This is a genomic window from Candidatus Parakkermansia intestinigallinarum (assembly GCF_944389695.1).
Lineage (GTDB): Bacteria > Verrucomicrobiota > Verrucomicrobiia > Verrucomicrobiales > Akkermansiaceae > Akkermansia > Akkermansia intestinigallinarum.
Map to the genome: position 1 here is coordinate 1 of NZ_CALXNG010000019.1, position 17,030 is coordinate 17,030.

General features: G+C 63.8%; 16 protein-coding genes. 1 reads left to right on the forward strand and 15 read right to left on the reverse strand.

What is annotated here, in order from left to right; all coding sequences use genetic code 11:
* Window positions 1-592 precede the first annotated feature (592 nt).
* The gene (gene galB / locus AC6UAL_RS06445) at window positions 593-3,538 is read left to right on the forward strand and encodes a beta-galactosidase GalB (protein ID WP_500682553.1); all 2,946 of its coding nucleotides are present in this window, start codon (window positions 593-595) and stop codon (window positions 3,536-3,538) included.
* A 313-nt stretch (window positions 3,539-3,851) separates the two neighbouring features.
* On the opposite strand, the gene AC6UAL_RS06450 is transcribed toward galB, so the two are convergent.
* The 15 genes from AC6UAL_RS06450 to AC6UAL_RS06520 form a co-directional block, all read right to left on the reverse strand.
* A complete protein-coding gene (locus AC6UAL_RS06450) occupies window positions 3,852-4,124 on the reverse strand; it encodes an HU family DNA-binding protein (RefSeq protein ID WP_500682554.1) in 273 nt (90 codons plus the stop codon).
* Window positions 4,125-4,220: 96 nt separating this feature from the next.
* Window positions 4,221-5,036, reverse strand: a complete 816-nt coding sequence (locus tag AC6UAL_RS06455; protein ID WP_500682555.1) for a metallophosphoesterase — start codon at window positions 5,034-5,036, stop codon at window positions 4,221-4,223.
* Window positions 5,033-5,653: a 23S rRNA (guanosine(2251)-2'-O)-methyltransferase RlmB gene (gene rlmB, locus AC6UAL_RS06460; RefSeq protein WP_500682556.1), complete on the reverse strand. Its 621-nt coding sequence runs from the start codon at window positions 5,651-5,653 to the stop codon at window positions 5,033-5,035. The genes AC6UAL_RS06455 and rlmB overlap by 4 nt, the downstream gene beginning before the upstream one ends.
* Window positions 5,654-5,769: 116 nt before the next feature.
* Window positions 5,770-6,585 (reverse strand): tRNA threonylcarbamoyladenosine dehydratase, encoded by an 816-nt coding sequence (locus AC6UAL_RS06465; protein WP_500682557.1) that lies wholly within the window; start codon window positions 6,583-6,585, stop codon window positions 5,770-5,772.
* Window positions 6,582-7,376, reverse strand: coding sequence for a TIGR00282 family metallophosphoesterase (locus AC6UAL_RS06470; protein ID WP_500682558.1), 795 nt, complete (start codon window positions 7,374-7,376; stop codon window positions 6,582-6,584). Before AC6UAL_RS06470 ends, AC6UAL_RS06465 begins: the two co-directional genes overlap by 4 nt.
* A complete protein-coding gene (locus AC6UAL_RS06475) occupies window positions 7,376-7,867 on the reverse strand; it encodes a universal stress protein (protein ID WP_500682559.1) in 492 nt (163 codons plus the stop codon). The genes AC6UAL_RS06470 and AC6UAL_RS06475 overlap by 1 nt, the downstream gene beginning before the upstream one ends.
* Before the next feature lie 95 nt (window positions 7,868-7,962).
* Complete coding sequence (locus tag AC6UAL_RS06480; RefSeq protein ID WP_500682560.1) at window positions 7,963-8,790, reverse strand: hypothetical protein; 828 nt, start codon at window positions 8,788-8,790, stop codon at window positions 7,963-7,965.
* Between the two features lie 42 nt (window positions 8,791-8,832).
* Window positions 8,833-9,504 (reverse strand): hypothetical protein, encoded by a 672-nt coding sequence (locus AC6UAL_RS06485; protein ID WP_500682561.1) that lies wholly within the window; start codon window positions 9,502-9,504, stop codon window positions 8,833-8,835.
* Between the two features lie 38 nt (window positions 9,505-9,542).
* A complete protein-coding gene (locus AC6UAL_RS06490) occupies window positions 9,543-10,649 on the reverse strand; it encodes an enolase C-terminal domain-like protein (protein WP_500682562.1) in 1,107 nt (368 codons plus the stop codon).
* A gap of 36 nt (window positions 10,650-10,685) precedes the next feature.
* Window positions 10,686-11,504, reverse strand: coding sequence for a 1,4-dihydroxy-2-naphthoyl-CoA synthase (gene menB / locus AC6UAL_RS06495; protein ID WP_500682563.1), 819 nt, complete (start codon window positions 11,502-11,504; stop codon window positions 10,686-10,688).
* A 132-nt stretch (window positions 11,505-11,636) separates the two neighbouring features.
* On the reverse strand, window positions 11,637-13,316 hold the full coding sequence (gene menD, locus AC6UAL_RS06500) for a 2-succinyl-5-enolpyruvyl-6-hydroxy-3-cyclohexene-1-carboxylic-acid synthase (protein ID WP_500682564.1): 1,680 nt from the start codon (window positions 13,314-13,316) through the stop codon (window positions 11,637-11,639).
* Between the two features lie 93 nt (window positions 13,317-13,409).
* Window positions 13,410-14,051: an FKBP-type peptidyl-prolyl cis-trans isomerase gene (locus tag AC6UAL_RS06505; protein ID WP_500682565.1), complete on the reverse strand. Its 642-nt coding sequence runs from the start codon at window positions 14,049-14,051 to the stop codon at window positions 13,410-13,412.
* A gap of 218 nt (window positions 14,052-14,269) precedes the next feature.
* Complete coding sequence (locus tag AC6UAL_RS06510; RefSeq protein ID WP_500682566.1) at window positions 14,270-15,556, reverse strand: FKBP-type peptidyl-prolyl cis-trans isomerase N-terminal domain-containing protein; 1,287 nt, start codon at window positions 15,554-15,556, stop codon at window positions 14,270-14,272.
* A gap of 68 nt (window positions 15,557-15,624) precedes the next feature.
* Complete coding sequence (locus AC6UAL_RS06515; RefSeq protein WP_500682567.1) at window positions 15,625-16,146, reverse strand: hypothetical protein; 522 nt, start codon at window positions 16,144-16,146, stop codon at window positions 15,625-15,627.
* Window positions 16,147-16,212: 66 nt separating this feature from the next.
* Window positions 16,213-16,956: a L,D-transpeptidase family protein gene (locus AC6UAL_RS06520; protein WP_500682568.1), complete on the reverse strand. Its 744-nt coding sequence runs from the start codon at window positions 16,954-16,956 to the stop codon at window positions 16,213-16,215.
* Between the last annotated feature and the right edge of the window lie 74 nt (window positions 16,957-17,030).

The following is a 17,030-nucleotide window of genomic DNA, read 5'->3' on the forward strand; positions in this document are numbered from 1 at the left end:
CTCAGAGTGAGGGTAAATAACGATATCGTGGCGCCGCTGGGGTGAATAACGGTTTCAACAAAACTGCTCGAGACCCTGAAGAGCCCCATTCTTGCGTCGCCACACGGTAATCGGTGGAGAATCCTTGCGAAAACCGCCCGACAATTCATGAGTCGTGCCGTCCTCGCTTGCTCGTTCACGCCCGGCAGCGGCCTTCTTCGTCTTAAACTGGGGCACATCCGGGCACAAACCAATATCCTCAACCCGGGCCACTCCCATGACAGAGCCGTCTGCCATCGCGGCAAAAGCCCCGTCCACCAGTCCGGCTTAGCTCCCGTGTCATTTTCGGAGCAGGCGGTCGCCGGTGAGTCGGTTGGTGCGGGGGCGCGGCGGCTGTGCGGCGCTCCCGTCCGGCGCGATCGCGCGGGTGTTTGATGCAGCGTGCGTTGGGGCGGCGTTTCTCTCCGGAGGGCTCTTTCGGTGCGTTTTATTTTGACGCAATGCAATGCGGGCAATTCACGGAGTGGTGTCACGTTTTTCTCTTGCCTTGCGCCGCCAATTCCGCTAGAGTAGTCCGGAACGGGGTTGCAGAACCCCACCATCCAGAACCCACATGAACTCCAAATACCTCCTCACTCTGATTGCGCTGGGTATGGCCACGGCCTATGCCGGCGACCGCCGGACTTTCGACTTTGACTGGCAATTCAAGTACTTCGGGAAGTTTGATCCGACCGAAGCCGGTACGCCCGTCGCCGCGGACAGTGCCCAGCCGAATAATCCGGCCGCTCACGCCATCGACGGCAAGATGGATACGCGCTGGTGCGCTGCTGACAAGAATCCGGGTCACATGCTGCTCATTCGCCTCGACGATGCGCGTGTTAAGTCGCTTGAGATTTTCTGGGAGAATGACCGCGTTAAGGAGCCGGTTATTACCTGCATGACCTCCGCGGGTAAGATGTTCACTAAGTCGCTCGGTGAGGTGAAGTCTGCGAAGTGCGTTGTCGATCTCGGCGGCAAGAAGCTTTCCGAGGTTCAGATTAAGGTGAACGGTACGACGCAGCAGGCTTGGGCGAGTATTCGCGAGGTGGTGCTCAGGGATGCCAACGGCAAGGTGATCAAGCCTAAGGCGGCTGCTCGCTCGCTTTCTCCCGCCAGTCCGGACTATGTGGCCAAGGGTTTCAAGAAGGTGCAGCTGCCGCACGACTGGGCCATTGAGAGCCCCTTCCTCAAGGATGAGCCCAATGAGACCGGCAAGCTGCCTTGGAACGGCTACGGCTGGTATCGCAAGACTTTCGAGGTCCCAGCCGATTTTGATGCCGACAAGGTGCGCTATTATCTCGATTTCGACGGTGTGATGGCCTGCCCGAAGGTGTACGTCAACGGCAAGCTGGCCGGTGAGTGGGCCTACGGCTATGCGTCGTTCCGGGTTGATATCACCCCCTTCCTCAAGGCGGGTGAGAATCTCGTGGCGGTTGAGGCGAGCAATAAGCCGCTCTCGACGCGCTGGTACCCGGGTGCGGGTATTTATCGCCACGTGTGGCTGGAGAAGACGGATCCCGTCCACATCGGTCACTGGGGTGTTTATGTGACGACTCCTGAGGTTTCCGCTGATGCCGCCAAGGTGCTGATTAAGACGACGGTTGACAACACGAGCTCGAAGCCGGCCAAGGTGACGGTGCAGCAGAGTATCGGCAAGCTGAGCTCCGAGCCGGTGACGGTTGAGCTGGCGGCCGGCGAGTCTCGCGAGGTGGAGCAGGAGGTGACGGTCAGCAATCCGAAGCTCTGGAGCTGTGAGAGTCCCGATCTCTACAGTGTCAAGACGGTTGTTTCGCGCGACGGTGAGACGATCGACACGAAGGACACGAGCTTCGGCATTCGCCATATCGAGTGGCGCCCCGAGGGCTTCTTCCTCAACGGTAAGAGAGTGCAGCTCAACGGTGTCTGCGAGCACCACGACTTGGGGCCGCTGGGGGCGGCTTTCCACGAGCGTGCTTACGAGCGCAAGATTGAGAAGCTCAAGGCGATGGGCTGCAATTCGATCCGCATGACGCACAACCCGCCCGCGCCCGAGGTGCTCGATCTCTGCGACAAGCACGGCATTCTTGTCATCGACGAGCTCTTCGATATCTGGAAGCATCAGAAGTACGACAAGGTGAATGGTTATCACGTCTTCTGGCCGAAGTGGTGGAAGAAGGATGTGCGCAATTTCGTGATGCGCGATCGCAACCACCCCTGCATTATTGCTTGGAGCGGCGGCAATGAGATTACGGAGATTACGTCGCCGGACGGTGCCGGTATTTCGCGCGATTTGCGTGCCGAGTTCCGCAAGTATGACGTGACGCGTCCTTATACCGTCGGCGTGAATGCCTACAACGGCGCCTACAACGGCTTCGGTGAGACGCTCGATGTGTTCGGCTACAACTACAAGCCGGCCAACTACAAGGAGTTCATCAACAAGCGCCCGAATCAGCCGATTTACGGTTCGGAGACGGCCTCCTGCGTGGCGACGCGAGACACCTATTTCTTCCCGGAGCCGCAGAACTTCTGGAAGATCGGCTCGGGCGCGAGTCTTTTCCAGGTGAGCGCCTACGGTCTCTACGCTCCGGGCTGGGCTTATTGCCCGGACGCCGAGTTCACTTCGCATGATCAGAATCCGAATGTGGCCGGTGAGTACGTCTGGACGGGTTTTGACTACATCGGTGAGCCGACGCCCTACAACCAGGATGCTTCGAACATCGGCAATTTCCAAGGGGCCTCCGAGGAGGAGAAAGCCAAGGCTATGGCCGAGCTCAAGGCGATGGGCAACAAGGCTCCGAGCCGCAGTTCGTACTTCGGTATTATCGACTTGGCCGGCTTCCCGAAGGATACCTATTACCTCTACCAGAGCCGCTGGGCTCCGGAGGTGAAGCAGGCGCACATTCTGCCGCATTGGAACTGGCCGGATCGCGTGGGCAAGAAGACGCCGGTGATGGTGTTCTCTTCCGGCGATGAGGCGGAGCTCTTCCTCAACGGCAAGAGTCAGGGCGTGCGCAAGAAGGGCGAGGGCGGGACCTTCGGCCAGGCGGGCATGAAGATCTCCAAGAACGGTCACCGCTTCTCTTGGGAGGATGTGGTCTACGAGCCCGGTGAGCTCAAGGTTGTCGTCAAGAAGGACGGCAAGCCTTGGGCGACGGCGACGCGCGTGACGACGGGCAAGGCCGTGAAGGTTCAGGCGGCGGTTGATCGCAGCAAGATTGCCGGTGATGCACGCGATCTGGCCTTCATCGAGCTGGCTCTCGTCGATGCCAAGGGCAACGTTGTGCCGACGGATTCCCGCAAGGTGAGCTTCTCGATTGAGGGGCCGGCGGATCTGGTGGGCTTCTGCAACGGCAATCCGGTTGACCAGACTTGCATGCAGGATACCAACCAGAGATTCTTCAACGGCCGCATTGTGGCCGTGGTGCGCGGTGAGCGCGGCAAGAGCGGCACGGCGACGGTGACGATTAAGGCGAAGGGCTTGCCTGAGGTTCAGGTGCCGGTGGCGGTTCTCAAGCCCACGCGCGAGCAGTTGCGCAAGTAAGGCTGCGCTTCCTGCGTTTATTCATCTGCGCCCCCGGCTCTCGAATGAGCCGGGGGCGTTTTGATTGTATGCTCGTGCTTGGAGGCATCGAGCTTTCAATTTGCGGATGTCGGCGTGCGGGCAGACTCCCGGGGGTGATTCCTGCGGGGAGTTTTAGCGACGGCTGCACTCCTGTCTTGCTTGCGGGCAGGAGCGGATGGGGGGGAGGCGCGCAAGATAGGTTCGGCTCGGACGAGGCGTCCGGCCATAAAAAAGCAGCGCCCGCCGATTGAGGGGGGCGCTGCTTTTGAGGTCTTGGAGAAGATGTCTTCGCTCAGGCTTCGCTCTTGAGGGAGGAAGAGGGCTTGAAGGAGACGTATTTGCAGGCGGGAATCTGCACAGGCTCCTTCGTGCGGGGGTTGAGGCCGGTGCGAGCGGGGCGCGTCTTGGTCTCAAAGGTGCCGAAGCCGACGAGCTGGACTTTCTCCGTGGCAACGGCCTTGGTGATAGCCTTGAGGGTGGCGTTGAGGGCATCAGCCGCGCACTTCTTGGTGGCATCTTCACCGAGCTCCTGCTGGATGAGGTCGATCAGTTGTGTTTTGTTCATAAGTCAGAGAGATTAAGGTTAACTGCAGGGGAAATTTAGCATACTACCGTCGCCTGCGCAAGGTGAAAAATGACTTTGAGGCTTAATTTTGCGTCATTACTGAGTGGCGCGTCGGTAGCTGATGACGCGGCCGTTTCTCACATCGACGAGATAGGGGCGGGCATGCCGAAAACAGGCTCCGGTGTTATATATGTTGAGCCGGCCGTAGTTCCAGTGACCGGAGCGGTGAAAGTGCCCCGTGATGAGGATGCGGCAGTCGGGCAGGAAGCGCTCGGCAAATTCACGAGCTCTTTTGCCGCAGGTTGTCCATGCCCGAATGATGTTCCAAGGGCGCGACGGGGGCCAGAAGCAGTGCATGAAGCCGCGCAGCCAGCGGTTGCGGATGCCGTCGCGCCGCATGATGGGTGTGGTGGCGAGGCTGACGGCTCTCGAGAGTTCGAGGCGCTCGGTGAGGTCGCTTTCGAGCTTGGGGTATTGAGCGATGAGGCGGCGACAGGCGTCGCGGTTGCGGAGGTATTCCCAGCTCCACGGGGCGACTTCTTTGAAGAGGGCGTGGCCGTGCATGGCGACGACTTCGCCGCCGTAGAAGCGGGCAAGCAGGGGGCGTACGTCGGGGTCGTGGTTGCCGGAGAGTTCGATGAGCCGGACGCCCATGCGGGCGCAGAGGGCGCGAAAGTCTTCCCTGAGTTCGAGGGCTCGTTGCCGCCAAGGGCAATTCCGCGTTTCGGCCAAGTCTCCGGCGACGACGAGGACGTCCGCCCCGCTGATGATCGGAGCCAAGGCGGCTACGGATTTCACTTCGCTGCGCTCGTGGCCGAGATGCAGATCCGAGATGAAGCGCAGCAGCGCCCCGGGCGGAACGTCCGGGGTGATGACGGCGTCGCTGCCGGGTTCTGGTGTCTGATTGCTCACGATGCGTCGTGTTCGCCGGCGCTCTCGCGCTGCCGGAGGGCTTCGTAGAGGCAGACGCCGGTGGCGACGGAGACGTTGAGGCAGGGCACGCTGCCGTGCATGGGGATGCGGACGAGGAAGTCGCAGTTCTCTTCCGTGAGCCGCCGCATGCCGTCACCCTCCGCTCCCATGACGATGGCGATGCCGCCGCGCAGGTCGGTCTCGTAGAGTGAGCGGTCGCCGTGGTCGGATGTGCCGACGAGCCAGAGCCCTGCTTCTTTGAGGGCTTTCATGGTGCGGGCGAGGTTGGTGACTTGCACGAAGGGGACTTTTTCCGCCGCGCCGACGGAGACGCGCAGGACGGTCTCGGTGATGCCGACGGATTTGTCTTTGGGCGCAATGACGGCGGCGACTCCGGCTCCGTCTGCGGTGCGGAGGATGGCGCCGAGGTTGTGCGGGTCTTGGATGCAGTCGAGCACGAGGTAGAGCCCCTGCGGTTGTCGGCTGAGGATGTCTGCCAAGGCGCCTTCGTCGAGCGATTTGACGACGGTGCGCGTGGGCGTTTTCTCAAAGCGGCTTTCGCTGCGGGCGGTGTGCTTGTTCGGGCGGGCTGTTCTGTCCTTGCCGTTGGGGTTCATGCCGAGGGGGAATAGAGGGGGACGGGGTGCGAGAGGTGCGAGAGGTGTGAGAGGTGCGAGAGGTGCGAGAGGTGCGAGAGGTGTGAGAGGTGCGAGAGGTGCGGGGGAGGGCTCTGTCAGGGCTTGGGTGTGCAGGTGCTGCAGGCCGAGCTGCTCAGGGAGTCGGGGCAGAGGATGTTGAGGGCGAGGCCGGCCATCATCAGGCCGAAGCTTCCGGTGATGTGCGCGGCGGATCCGAAGCCGGCATGGCAGCTGATGCGGCCGACGTGGCCTGCTTCACGCTCGAGGCTGACGCTGCCGTCGCAGCGGGCGAAGCGGGGTTTTTCGCTCGAGTAGACGCAGGGAATGCCGATTTCGGGGCAGCGGTCGTAGAGGGGAAAGTCATATTGCTGCCTGAGGATTTTTCGCAGTTGGGAGAGCATGTTGTCTCCGCAGGTGCGGGCGAGGTCGGCGACGGCGATTCGGGACGGATCAATGCGCCCGCCGGCGCCGCCGCAGGTGACGATGGGCACGCCGCGCGTCCGGCATTCGGCGATGAGGTGACACTTCGATTTCATCGAGTCGATGGCGTCGATGACGACGTCGGGCTTCTCGTCGAAAAGCCGTTCGGGGTGCCCGGGGGTGTAGAAGGCTTGGATGGGTATCGTGCGGACGGCGGGGTTGATGAGGCGAAGGCGCTCGGCCATGACGTCGACTTTCGGGCGCCCGTACTGACCTTCCAGAGCGTGGATTTGGCGGTTGGTGTTGGTCAGGCAGATGTCATCGAGATCGAGCAGGATGATGGTGCCCACGCCGCTGCGGGCCAGCGCTTCCGCAGCCCAGGAGCCGACGCCGCCGATGCCGACGACGGCGGCGCGTGAGTGCGCGATTTTGTCGGCGCCTTCTTCGCTGTAGAGGCGGGCGATGCCGCCGAATCTCTCGCGGTCCGTCATTTTTCGTAAATGCGGTTGAGGGGGGTGATCTCAAGGGCTTTCCCCGTTGTTTCGTCGATGCTGATGACGGCTCCGCTCAGGCGGGTCGGCCAGCTCGCGACGGGGAATTTTCTCGGCATGCAGGTGACGAAGCTGTTGACGACGGGCTCGACGCTGCGGCCAATGACGCTGTCCAGCGGCCCGCACATGCCCGCATCAGTCAGGTAGGCCGTGCCGCCCGGCAGAAGGCAGGCGTCGTTGGTTTGCACGTGCGTGTGTGTGCCGAGGACGGCGGAAACTTTCCCGTCGAGGAAGCGGCCCATGGCGATTTTCTCGCTCGTTGTTTCGGCGTGAAAGTCAACGACAATGGCCTGCGCTCCGGACGTCAGGCGCAGGGACTCCACCGCGGATTCGGCACACGAAAAGGGGTTTTCAACTCCCGTCTTCATAAAGGTGCGCCCTTGAAGGCAGAGCACACCCAAGCTTCCCGCGGGGGTGGCAATCACGCAGCTCCCGCAGCCCGGGGCGTTGCTTTGGTGGTTGTAGGGGCGCAGGACGGTGGGCAGTTCGTCGATTCGCGCGGCCAGTTCCGCTTGGTCCCATACGTGATCCCCCAGTGTAATGACATCGACGCCGTTGATGAAGAAATCGTGCGCGATGGCAGGCGTGATGCCGCGCCCGCCTGCCGCATTTTCTCCGTTGACGACGACGGCGTCGATGCTGTATTCCGATTTGAGCTCCGGCAAGGCCCGATAGAGGGTGAGCCTCCCGGGCTCTCCCACGACGTCTCCCACGAACAAGACCTTCATCATCAGACCTGTTTGGCTTTCGAGCCGCAGGGAACGACGGTGACGGGAATCTTGGCGGCGCGGACGAGTTTTTCAGCGGTGTTGCCGAGCAAAATGGAGGTGAGCAGGGAATGGTGACGGTTGCCGATCACCAGCACGTCGATGTGGTGTCTCTCGCAGAAGTCGTGCACGCACTCCACGATGTCATCGGCTTCTTCCGCCTTGCCGTAGATCGGGATGTCCCACTGCCGGCCGATGTCTTCCGCCATCTTCTTGGCGCGCTTGTCGGCCATCTCAAGCACCGTGTTGCAGTCGGACACGTCGGGCATGGAGACGGCAGAGAAGCCCCCGAGCAGGTCGCCGGAGGGGATGCTGCCGGCGGCGTCTATCATGCAGGGCTCTACGGCGTGGAGAAGGTACATCTTGCCGCCGCACTGCCTTACCAGATTGGCCGTGAAGTCGAGTACGGGTTTGCCTTCGTCAGAGAAATCTGTCGCTGCGAGAATTCTTACCATAGGGGTATTCTACCACGCTCTGCGGTGGCAATCCAGAAAAAAAGGCCGAACGGAGGGGGAGAAATGCAAGTTTTGCGCCTCCGCAGCGCTCGGTTTCAGGGTTTGGCGCGGCTGCCGCTGATGCTGACGGGGTTGCCGCCGGCCGAGGGGGTGAGGCGGCGGGTTTGAAGGCGCGTCGGTGTCGTCGGCTCGACGTCGCTTTCGTCCTCGGGCAGGATGTTCGCGGGCAGGGCATCGGAGCTGCTGCTCCCGGTGTCGGATTCGCGGCTCTCCTCAGCGGGATCAACGTGGTAGAGCTCGGGCGGGGGGATTTCTTCGCCGTTGATGTACTGTTTCTCGCGGATGCTGCCGTCGTCGGCCACTTCGTATTTGATGGTGCTGGTGTTTTGTTTGAAGACGGAGTTCGGCGTCGCCGTTGCCTGAGACCCGCCTTCGGATCCGGCGGCCGGTTGGTTGGCCGAGCTGTTCAGCGGCCGGAAGCGCGCGCAGACGAGGCGCTCGCCGTAGTCGGACGGGTCGAGCATGAAGAGGCGGTCGAGCCTCATGACGGCCAGCTGCCCGGGGCGAAGAGCCACCAAGCCCTGCATGATGCTCGCGGGCTGGCCGGGAACGTCGTTTCGCAGCAGGATGCTGAAGGTTTCGCCGACCTGCATGGCGTTGAGCTTGGCGTGGGGGCTTATCGGTTCATGGGCGAGTGCTTCGACGATCTCAAAGCGGGCGACGTAGTCGCCGCGGTCGGTCGAGGTGATGTCCAGAAAGACGGCTCGGACGGTGTCGGAGGCCAGCAGGTCGCAGTTGCCGACCTGCTGCACGGCCGACGGGAGCGGCGCGGGGTAGGCCGGTTGCTGGGCGGCGAGCGGAGCCGAGCCGATGAGGCTGAGCGCGACGAGGGAGGTCAGGTGTCGGGCGGAGGCGCTGAACATGATACCGAGAGGGAAGGAGGCGGGAGGGGACGTGAGGCGCAATCAAAAGCCGTCGCCTTCGGGGAGCAGCGGGCGATCGGGGGCAATCGGTTGCGGATTCCCGGTTTCGATGATGGTGTCATCACCGCCGGACGGTGCGGGAAGGGAGGGCGTGCGGTCGCTCCGATCATTGGGTGTTTTCCCGCCGACGGAGGGCAGGCCGGGTGTCTCTGTCTCCGGCAGCCCGGAGGTGGAGGGCTGCCCGGCGGACGAGGGAGGCTGTGCGCCCGTTGCCGCAGCTCCCGGGCGAATCGGGGCGATGCGCGTGCAGACGATTTGGTTGCCGTAGTAGTCATCGACGAAGAGGAAGACGTGGTCGATGAGCATGACGGCTTCTTCGCCGGGTTGCATGGAGGCGATGACGTTCAACACGCTGCCGGGCTGCCCCGGGCGACCGGAGTCGGCGTCGATATCGAGGGTCTGACCGTAGCGCAGGGGCCTGTTGGCATAGCGGTTGTATGCTTTGTAGGCCAGGGTGGTTGAGACGGTGAAGCGGTAGTAGTGGCGGCCGTCGATGTCGACGGGGCCGACGTAGACGGCACGCAGGGTCGTGGAGGCCATGAGGTCGCAGTTGCCGACGCGGGCGTCGGCCGGAGCCTGATCGTCAAACTCGGCAAGGGCGGGGTTGAGGCAGGCGAGGCTCGTGAGGAGAGCGAGGAGGCAGAGTTTCTTCATCGTGTCGGGGGATGGGTTGCTTGGTGTCCCCGCGTTTTCTATACCACAGACGCGCGGGGTTTTCCAGTATAAATTTTCCAGTGCAGGCGGTGCCCGCGAAGCTCGATGTCGCGGAGGGTGTCGTCGGTGAAGAGTTTGCCGGTTCCGAGGCCGTGGAGGCGCTCGGGTGCGGTCAGTCCGCACCATTGCGTCAGGAGGCTGTGGCCGATGTGGCTCTCGAGGGCCGAGTTGATCCACCATGAGATGCCGCGCTCGTCCGCGAGGCGCGCCCACTGCGCGGCTCCGCTCAGGCCGCCGTGCAGCGAGGGTTTGATGACGAGGGCCTGAGGGTGGATGAGGTCGAGCAGTTGTTCGCGCTCGGGCCGGGTGGTCGCGGCGATGAGCTCTTCGTCGAGGGCGATGGGCAGGGGCGAGCAGCGGCAGAGGGCGGACATGTCCTGCCGACGGCCGGGGGCGATGGGTTGCTCGATGCAGGCAACGCCGATGGCGGCGAGCTCGTGCAGCACGGGCAGGGCGACCGCCGGGCTGAAGGCTCCGTTGGCGTCGACGCGAATCTCGATGTCGGTGATCTCGGCGCGGATGTCCCGCAGCATGGCCAGCTCGTCAGCGAGAGGCAGGGCGCCGATTTTGAGTTTGAGGCAGCGCGCTCCCGCCCGCGCGCCCTCGCGCATGGCGGCGAGCATGGCGGGGGCCTTATCCATCCAGATGAGGTGATGGATGTCGATGTCTTGCTCTTGGCGCGTGAAGGGGGTGTCCCAGAGGGCGGCAGTGGGGCTGAGAAGGCTCAGCAGGGCGCCTTCGATGCCGAAGCGGAGGGCGGGGGTGCTGCTGAATTGCTCCGGCCGGAGGGCTTGCTGTGCTTCTACGGTGCGCAGGGCGGCTTCGAGCTTGGCGTCGTCAAGTGTGTCGGCTTCGGGGGAGAGGCCGGGCATGAGGCTGCATTCGCCGAGGCTCTCGCGCTCCCCGCTCTGCGCGCGGATGAGGATGACGGGGCGCTCGATGAGCTCTCCGCGCGAGGTTCGGGCGGGGCGGCGGAAGTGCAGCAAGCGCTTCTCAGCCTGCAGCCGGAAGGGCGGCAGGTGGCTGAGGGATTCACGCAGGGCGCTTTCGGCGGCGGCTGCCTTGGATATCTCGGTTGCGAGCAAGAGAGTTGCGGGCGAGAGCGGGTGAGGGGGATGGGCTCAGGGCAGGTTCGGATAGGAGGAGAAGTCCGGCGGTCTCTTCTCGAGGAAGGCGCGGGAGCCCTCATGCGCTTCGTCGCAGAAGTAGTAGAGCATGGTGGCGTCGCCGGCCAGCTCCTGAATGCCGGCCTGGCCGTCGAGCTCGGCGTTGAGGCCGGCTTTGATGAGGCGCAGGGCGATGGGGGAGAGCTGCATGATTTCTTCGGCCCACTGCACGTATTCGTCCTCCAGCTGCTCGAGGGGGACGACTTTGTTGACGAGGCCCATGTCGAGGGCTTCCTGTGCGCTGTACTTGCGGCAGAGGAACCATATTTCTCGCGTTTTTTTCTGCCCGATGCAACGCGCCATGTAGGAGGAGCCGAAGCCGGCATCGAAGCTGCCGACGCGCGGTCCGGTTTGCCCGAAGACGGCGTTTTGGGAGGCGATGCTCAGGTCGCAGACGACGTGCAGGACGTGGCCGCCGCCGATGGCGAAGCCGTTGACGGCGGCGATGACGGGTTTGGGCAGGGAGCGGATCTGTTTCTGCACGTCGAGCACGGAGAGGCGCGGCACGCCGTCGCGGTCGAGGTAGCCGCCGCGGCCCTTGACGTGCATGTCGCCGCCGGAGCAGAAGGCGACGTCGCCGGCTCCGGTGAGGACGACGACGCGCACGGAGGCCATTTCCCGCGCGAGGCGCAGGGCGTCGCTCATTTCTGCCGTTGTCAGGGGGGTGAAGGCGTTGCGGTAGCGTTCGCGGTTGATGGTGATGCGGGCGATGCCGCCGTATTGCTCGAAGAGGATTTCTTCGTACTGCTTGATGGGAAGCCAATCGCGTTTCATGGTGGATGAGGGGATGCGGATGGGTGGATGTGGGGGTGACTTGTGCGGTGGCGGCGGGGGACCGGGGGGCTGGGGGAGCGAGGGGGCTGCGGCAGAGGGGGGATGGGGAAAGGCGTGCGCGGGAGGGAGGCTTCAGCCGAGGAGTCTCGCCGACTCGGCGGCATCTCGGGCGGCGTCGGTGAAGGCTTCGAGCAGGACGGGGCCGTCGCTTTCCCGCTCCATGAGCCCGGCTATGGCTTCGGCGCTTTCTCCGGCTTGCCGCAGTTCTCGGTATCGGCAGCCGCAGCTGACTGCCCAGCCTTTCGCTCGGCTGCGGCAGATGCCGCTGACGAGGGGATTGCTCGGGCCGGGCAGGGTGGCGAAGATGCCGCCTCCGCCGTTGTTGAGCAGCAGGATGCGCAGAGAGGACGGCAGCTCGGGCAGCCCGAGGGCGTTCATGTCGTAAAAGAAGCTCAGGTCTCCGATAACAAGCAGTTGCAACCCTCGGGCTTCGGGGCTCAGGGCGTAGCCGAGGGCGGTGGAGAGGCTGCCTTCTATGCCGTTGGTGCCGCGGTTGCATTCAACTTGCACGCCGTCGGGCAAGTCGAAGAGCTGGGCGAATCGCACGGCTGAGCTGTTGGCCAGATGCAGGGTGTCGCCCGGGCGGAGTTTCGCCATAAGGGCTCCGACGAGGGCGGGGCCGGAGGGGGCGGAAGCGGAGGGCTCGGAAGAGCCGCCGGAGGGGGAGCTCGGCTCGCCCTTGCCGGCTGCGGCCGAGCCCGCGGGACGGGCGGGGCGCATCCAGCGCTCGGCATAGCGGCGGTCGGCGGCGGGCGCATCGGCGAGGAAGGCCATCCGTTCGGGGCTGCCGACGAGGCAGCGGCTCAGGCAGCAGAAGCTGTCGATAACTTCTCCGTCGGGGCTCACGTGCCAGTGTTCGCGCGGGGGACAGCGGCGCAGCAGTTGTTTGAGCCGCGGGGAGAAGAGGCAGCCGCCGCAGCTGATGAGCAGGTCCGGGCTCAGGGCGCAGGCTTCTTCGTCCGTCAGCTGCGCCGCCAGCAAACGTTCGGGGAGGGTTTGGGCGATGGCTCCGGCATTGCTGAGGTGTTCACCGATGACGGCCCAGCCGGCGCGGCGAAAGGCTTCGGCCCAGAGCGGACGCCGGGGGAGTTGCCCGAGCAGCAGCATGCGCCGAGGGGCCGCCGCGACGGCCGCGCGGAGAAGGTCACCGTCGGCCTCGTCGTCAAGCCTGCTGAGGCGTATCACGCGCGGCGGGGCGGGCTCTGCGGCACAGACGCCGCTGAGCGGGGGTGCCAGCGGGATGTTGAGGTGCACGGGTCCGCCGCCTCGGCGTTGCAGCGCCAGCAGGGCTTCGTTGATGAGTCGGTTGCGGTGCCAGGCGTCGCCGCTCTCGGGCAGGCTGAGGTTGCGTATGGTCAGTGTGCCGTAGACGCCGGGCTGGGGGAGGGTTTGGCCGTCCTGTTGGCCTATCCAAGCCCCCGGCCTGTCAGCCGAGAGGACGAGCAGCGGGAGGTGACGGTAATGGGCCTCGGCCACGGCAGGATGCAAGTTGAGCAGGGCGCTGCCGGAGGTGACGCAAACGGCGACGGGCGCACCGTGCGCCGCCGCGCTCCAGCCGAGCGCCACGTAGCCGGCACTCCGCTCATCGGTGACGGCTCGGCAGCTGAAGGCTGACGAGCTCGAGAGGCTCCGCACGATGGGGGCGTTGCGGCTCCCCGGGCAGAGAACGCAGCGGGTGACGCCGTGCGCCTGCATGAGAGCGACGAGCTCGCGCACGGCGGGAATGTCGCTGAGTTGTTCGCGGTCGTACACGCGGGAGAGGGGCGGATGCGGAAAGGGGCTGATGACGCGAAAAGACGACAGGCCCTGCCGGTGCGGGCAAGGCCTGTCGGCGTACGGAGCGGATTAGGCTCGAGTCAGACCGAGCAGCTCCATTTCAAAGATGAGGGTGCTGTTCGGGCCGATGCTGCCGGGGCCGTTTTCGCCGTAGGCGAGCTTGGCCGGAATGGTGACGCGCCATTTGGCACCGACGGGCATGAGCTTGAGCGCCTCGGTGAAGCCGGGGATGACCTGGCGGATGTTGAACTCGACGGGCTGCTGCGATTGGTCGAAGACGGTGCCGTCGACAAGGGTGCCCTTGTACATGACTTTGGCCGTGGGGGCGTCGCCGTGCTTGGCGGGGTCGTACTTCTCGCTGCCGCCGGGGGTGAGGACTTCGTACTGCAAGCCGCTGGCGGTCGTGGTGACGGTCTCGCGCTTGCCGTTCTCCTCCATATACTTGCGCCCGAGTTCGAGGTTGGCCTGAGCTTTCTGTTCGCCGCGACGGTGCAACATGGAGAGGAACTCATGCTGGTAGCGGTCGATTTTTTCGTTGACGATGCTCATGTCCATGTCGCCGTTGAGTCCGTCGACGAGGCCCTTGCCGAGCTTCTCGGCGCTGATGTCGGCGGCGGTGATGCCGGGGAGCATCTGGGGGAGGATTTGAGAGCCGAGGCGGTAACCGATGAGGTAGCTCATCACGTTCTGCATGTCCTGCTGTTCAGTCATGGCCCCATTGTAGCAGAAGCAGCCCGAAAGGCAAGCCGAGATGCGGCATCGCTCTCTGACAGGCGGAAGCCGATCTCGGCGCAGGGCGGCGGGAAGGCGAGACGGGCGCTCCGCAGGGCAGGTCGGCTCCCTCGCTAAAAGCAGACGAATCAGCAAAAAGGCAGGTCGGGTTGCCCCGACCTGCCGGAAAACGCGAATGATGGTGCAAGGTCTCGGCCTTACTCCGCGGGCTGGGTGCCCGTGCCGACTTCACTGCCGATGAGGCCCTGCTGGCGCAGCTGTGCTTCGAGCTCGGGCGTGAGCTCAATGGGGTTGCCGGCCGTGCCGCGCCCGGTCTTGAGGCCGTGGAGCTTCACCTTGAAGATGAGCACGGAGTTGCTGCCGATGATCGACGGACCCTGCACGCCGTAGCCGAGCTCGGCGGGGATGTAGATCTCCCACTCCGAGCCGACGGGCATCATCTTGAGAGCCTCGGAGAAGCCGGGAACGACGCCGTTGATGGGGAAGGAGACGGGAACCTCCGTGGCGTCAAAGACGGTACCGTCGATGAGGCGGCCTTCGTAGGTCACGCTGCATTCCGCATTCGCGCCGTGCTTCTTCTCATCGTACTTCTCGCCCGTGCTGACGGTGAGGACTTTGTACTGGAGACCCGAGGGGGTGGTGACGACGCCCTCCTTCTTGCCGTTTTCGGCGAGGAAGTCCAGCCCCTTCTTCAGGTTGACTTCGCCCTGAGCCATGAGGCGATCGCAGAGAATCTTATCGAGGGCAATCGCGTAGGGAGCGAGTTTCTCAGGGGAGTTGAACAGCTCGGGAACCTTGCCGCTATAGGCACTTTGGACACCCTGACTGATGCCGGAGAAGCGAATATCGCCGGCGGCCACGCCCGCGAAGTCGGCTCCGATACCCTGGCCCAGCTGGTAACCCATGAAGTAGTTGAAGAACTTGAGCGCATCGGCCTCGCTGATCTTGTCAGCCGCGGCGACGACTTCATTGTAGCTCTTCTGCTCCTCGGGGCTGAGATCGGTCGGCACGGGGAGCTCTTCGCCGGCACGCTTGGCCATGAGTTTCTGCACGGCGTAGAGGTAAGAGGTGACGTCGAGGTTGGCGATTTCGGGATCCGGTCGGTTGGAGAGGCCGTCGGCAACGCCTTGGAGGAGGGTCTGCTCATTGAGGTCCTCGGCCTTGGAGCCGGGCAGCCCCGTTGCCATGTCGCGCCCGAGCTGGTACCCGACGGCGACGGAGAGAAATTCAAAGGCCTGATCCTGCGTGATTTTGGCTGCGGCTTCCTCGGCCGCCCTGAAGAGGGCTTCTTCATCATCCTCTGCTGCGGCTGCGGCGGAAGCCGGAGCCGGAGCGGGGGCGGGGGCAGGAGCGGGAGTCTCGCCGGAAGTGGGCGTGGCGTCGGGTCCGCCGGGTTGATCGGTCGGGGATTCGGAGTTGGCGAAGGCCAGCGGCGAAAGAGCCGAGACGGCGAGCGCCAGCGTTGTCATGTGTGTTTTTTTCATATGGGGTATGTGATGAAAATGGTGAAAAGGCAGTTGAAAAACAAGCGGAAAATCTCGGGCCGGGCTTCTCAGGATCTGTAGACGCAGCCCTTGTTGTTCAACCAAGCTTTGAGGACGGATTCGTAGATTCTCTGAACTTCAGCGGCGCTGTCCACCTGAAATTCGATGTTGTGGCTGTACGTTCCCTCGGGGAACTTTTTGCCGGGGTAGCGCGAGGCGCCGCCGGTCTTGCCGTCGATGAGGTCGCGCGTGTTGCTCAGCTGTTCGCGGGTGCGCTGCACGCGGTCGGAGCCGGAGCCGTAGATGCGGATCGAGTTGTTGCCGAGGGTGTCGATGGTGCATTCGGTAATCTTGGTCGCGCCGTCCAGCATGTAAGTATGGATGTTGACCGAGACGATGGTCGAAAGCTTGATGCAGGTCTGCGCCGTTCCCTTGGCGTCGAAGACGCCGACCCAGAATTGCTTGTATTGAGAATTGTGCTCGCCCTGCTTGTCGGGGTCGAAGGTTTGATTGTTGTCGGCAGCGACGGCCGGAAGGCAGGTCAGCGCAAGGAGAGCGCTGAGTATGGCGGATGATGAGATTCTACGCATGGCTGGCTGTTTATCTACACGATTCTGTTGCCGGAGTCAAGCGGAAAGCACGTCTTGGTGCTCGGCTCAGGGGAGTCGCCACGCACGGCGTCGTTGCAGGTATTCCGCCTTCGGCAGCAGGATGTAAACGGGCTTGCGGGCGGGGTCGATGCGAGCAATGATGGCGCGCAGGTTTGACTCGGCCATGCTGGTGCAGCCCGCCGTGGGTTTGCTGCCGTTGTCGCGCCAGATGTGAAAGAAGATGGACGAGCCGCGCCCGACGACGGGGCAGCCGCGGATTTCCGGCGTGTTGTGACAGATGAGCAGCTTGATGCTGTGCGCGTAATCGCTCTGCCGCATCTGCTCGCGCTTTTCCCAGTCGCTTGAGGCCGGGTGGTCGAGCCGCACCCAGCGGTTGTAGAGTTGCGGCGTGGCGGGGTCTGAGACCCAGAGATCCGCCGGCCCGACGCGCACTTCCCGCAGGTTGCGATGGTGCCTCACCGGGGTTTTGTTGGTTGTCCAAATTCCCCCGATGGGGAAGATTCCGGCGGGTGACCGGCCGTCGCCCTCGACCTTCACGCGTGCGCCTTTCGGCAGTTGGTGAAGGCCTAGACCCCAGACGAGCCCGTTGCGACCCAGCCTCGCCGAAACGGGGCCGAGAACGCGCTGCCAGCGGCCGCTGCGGTCTTTCTCCAGCAGGTGGAGGGTGACGCGCGAGTTGTCCCATCCGTCGGCGATGCCCACGACAGCCTGTGTACAGTCTGCGGGCACGGCGGCACGTGCCGCGCTGAGGGCCAACAGCAGAAAAAGGGCGCAGAGCCAGGTTTTCATCGCGCCGTCTTTTAACACAGAGGCTCCGCTGATGCAAGAGTTCATCCTGTCATCATCCCCGCATCGGCATGCCG

What these genes read in the sequence shown, in the direction of transcription:
- rlmB (WP_500682556.1), bottom strand. Translation starts at nt 5,653, where the DNA reads ATGAACCCCAACGGCAAGGACAGAACAGCCCGCCCGAACAAGCACACC.
- AC6UAL_RS06510 (WP_500682566.1), bottom strand. Translation starts at nt 15,556, where the DNA reads ATGAAAAAAACACACATGACAACGCTGGCGCTCGCCGTCTCGGCTCTT.
- AC6UAL_RS06470 (WP_500682558.1), bottom strand. Translation starts at nt 7,376, where the DNA reads ATGATGAAGGTCTTGTTCGTGGGAGACGTCGTGGGAGAGCCCGGGAGG.
- galB (WP_500682553.1), top strand. Translation starts at nt 593, where the DNA reads ATGAACTCCAAATACCTCCTCACTCTGATTGCGCTGGGTATGGCCACG.
- AC6UAL_RS06450 (WP_500682554.1), bottom strand. Translation starts at nt 4,124, where the DNA reads ATGAACAAAACACAACTGATCGACCTCATCCAGCAGGAGCTCGGTGAA.
- AC6UAL_RS06480 (WP_500682560.1), bottom strand. Translation starts at nt 8,790, where the DNA reads ATGTTCAGCGCCTCCGCCCGACACCTGACCTCCCTCGTCGCGCTCAGC.
- AC6UAL_RS06465 (WP_500682557.1), bottom strand. Translation starts at nt 6,585, where the DNA reads ATGACGGACCGCGAGAGATTCGGCGGCATCGCCCGCCTCTACAGCGAA.
- AC6UAL_RS06475 (WP_500682559.1), bottom strand. Translation starts at nt 7,867, where the DNA reads ATGGTAAGAATTCTCGCAGCGACAGATTTCTCTGACGAAGGCAAACCC.
- AC6UAL_RS06485 (WP_500682561.1), bottom strand. Translation starts at nt 9,504, where the DNA reads ATGAAGAAACTCTGCCTCCTCGCTCTCCTCACGAGCCTCGCCTGCCTC.
- menB (WP_500682563.1), bottom strand. Translation starts at nt 11,504, where the DNA reads ATGAAACGCGATTGGCTTCCCATCAAGCAGTACGAAGAAATCCTCTTC.
- AC6UAL_RS06515 (WP_500682567.1), bottom strand. Translation starts at nt 16,146, where the DNA reads ATGCGTAGAATCTCATCATCCGCCATACTCAGCGCTCTCCTTGCGCTG.
- AC6UAL_RS06505 (WP_500682565.1), bottom strand. Translation starts at nt 14,051, where the DNA reads ATGACTGAACAGCAGGACATGCAGAACGTGATGAGCTACCTCATCGGT.
- AC6UAL_RS06520 (WP_500682568.1), bottom strand. Translation starts at nt 16,956, where the DNA reads ATGAAAACCTGGCTCTGCGCCCTTTTTCTGCTGTTGGCCCTCAGCGCG.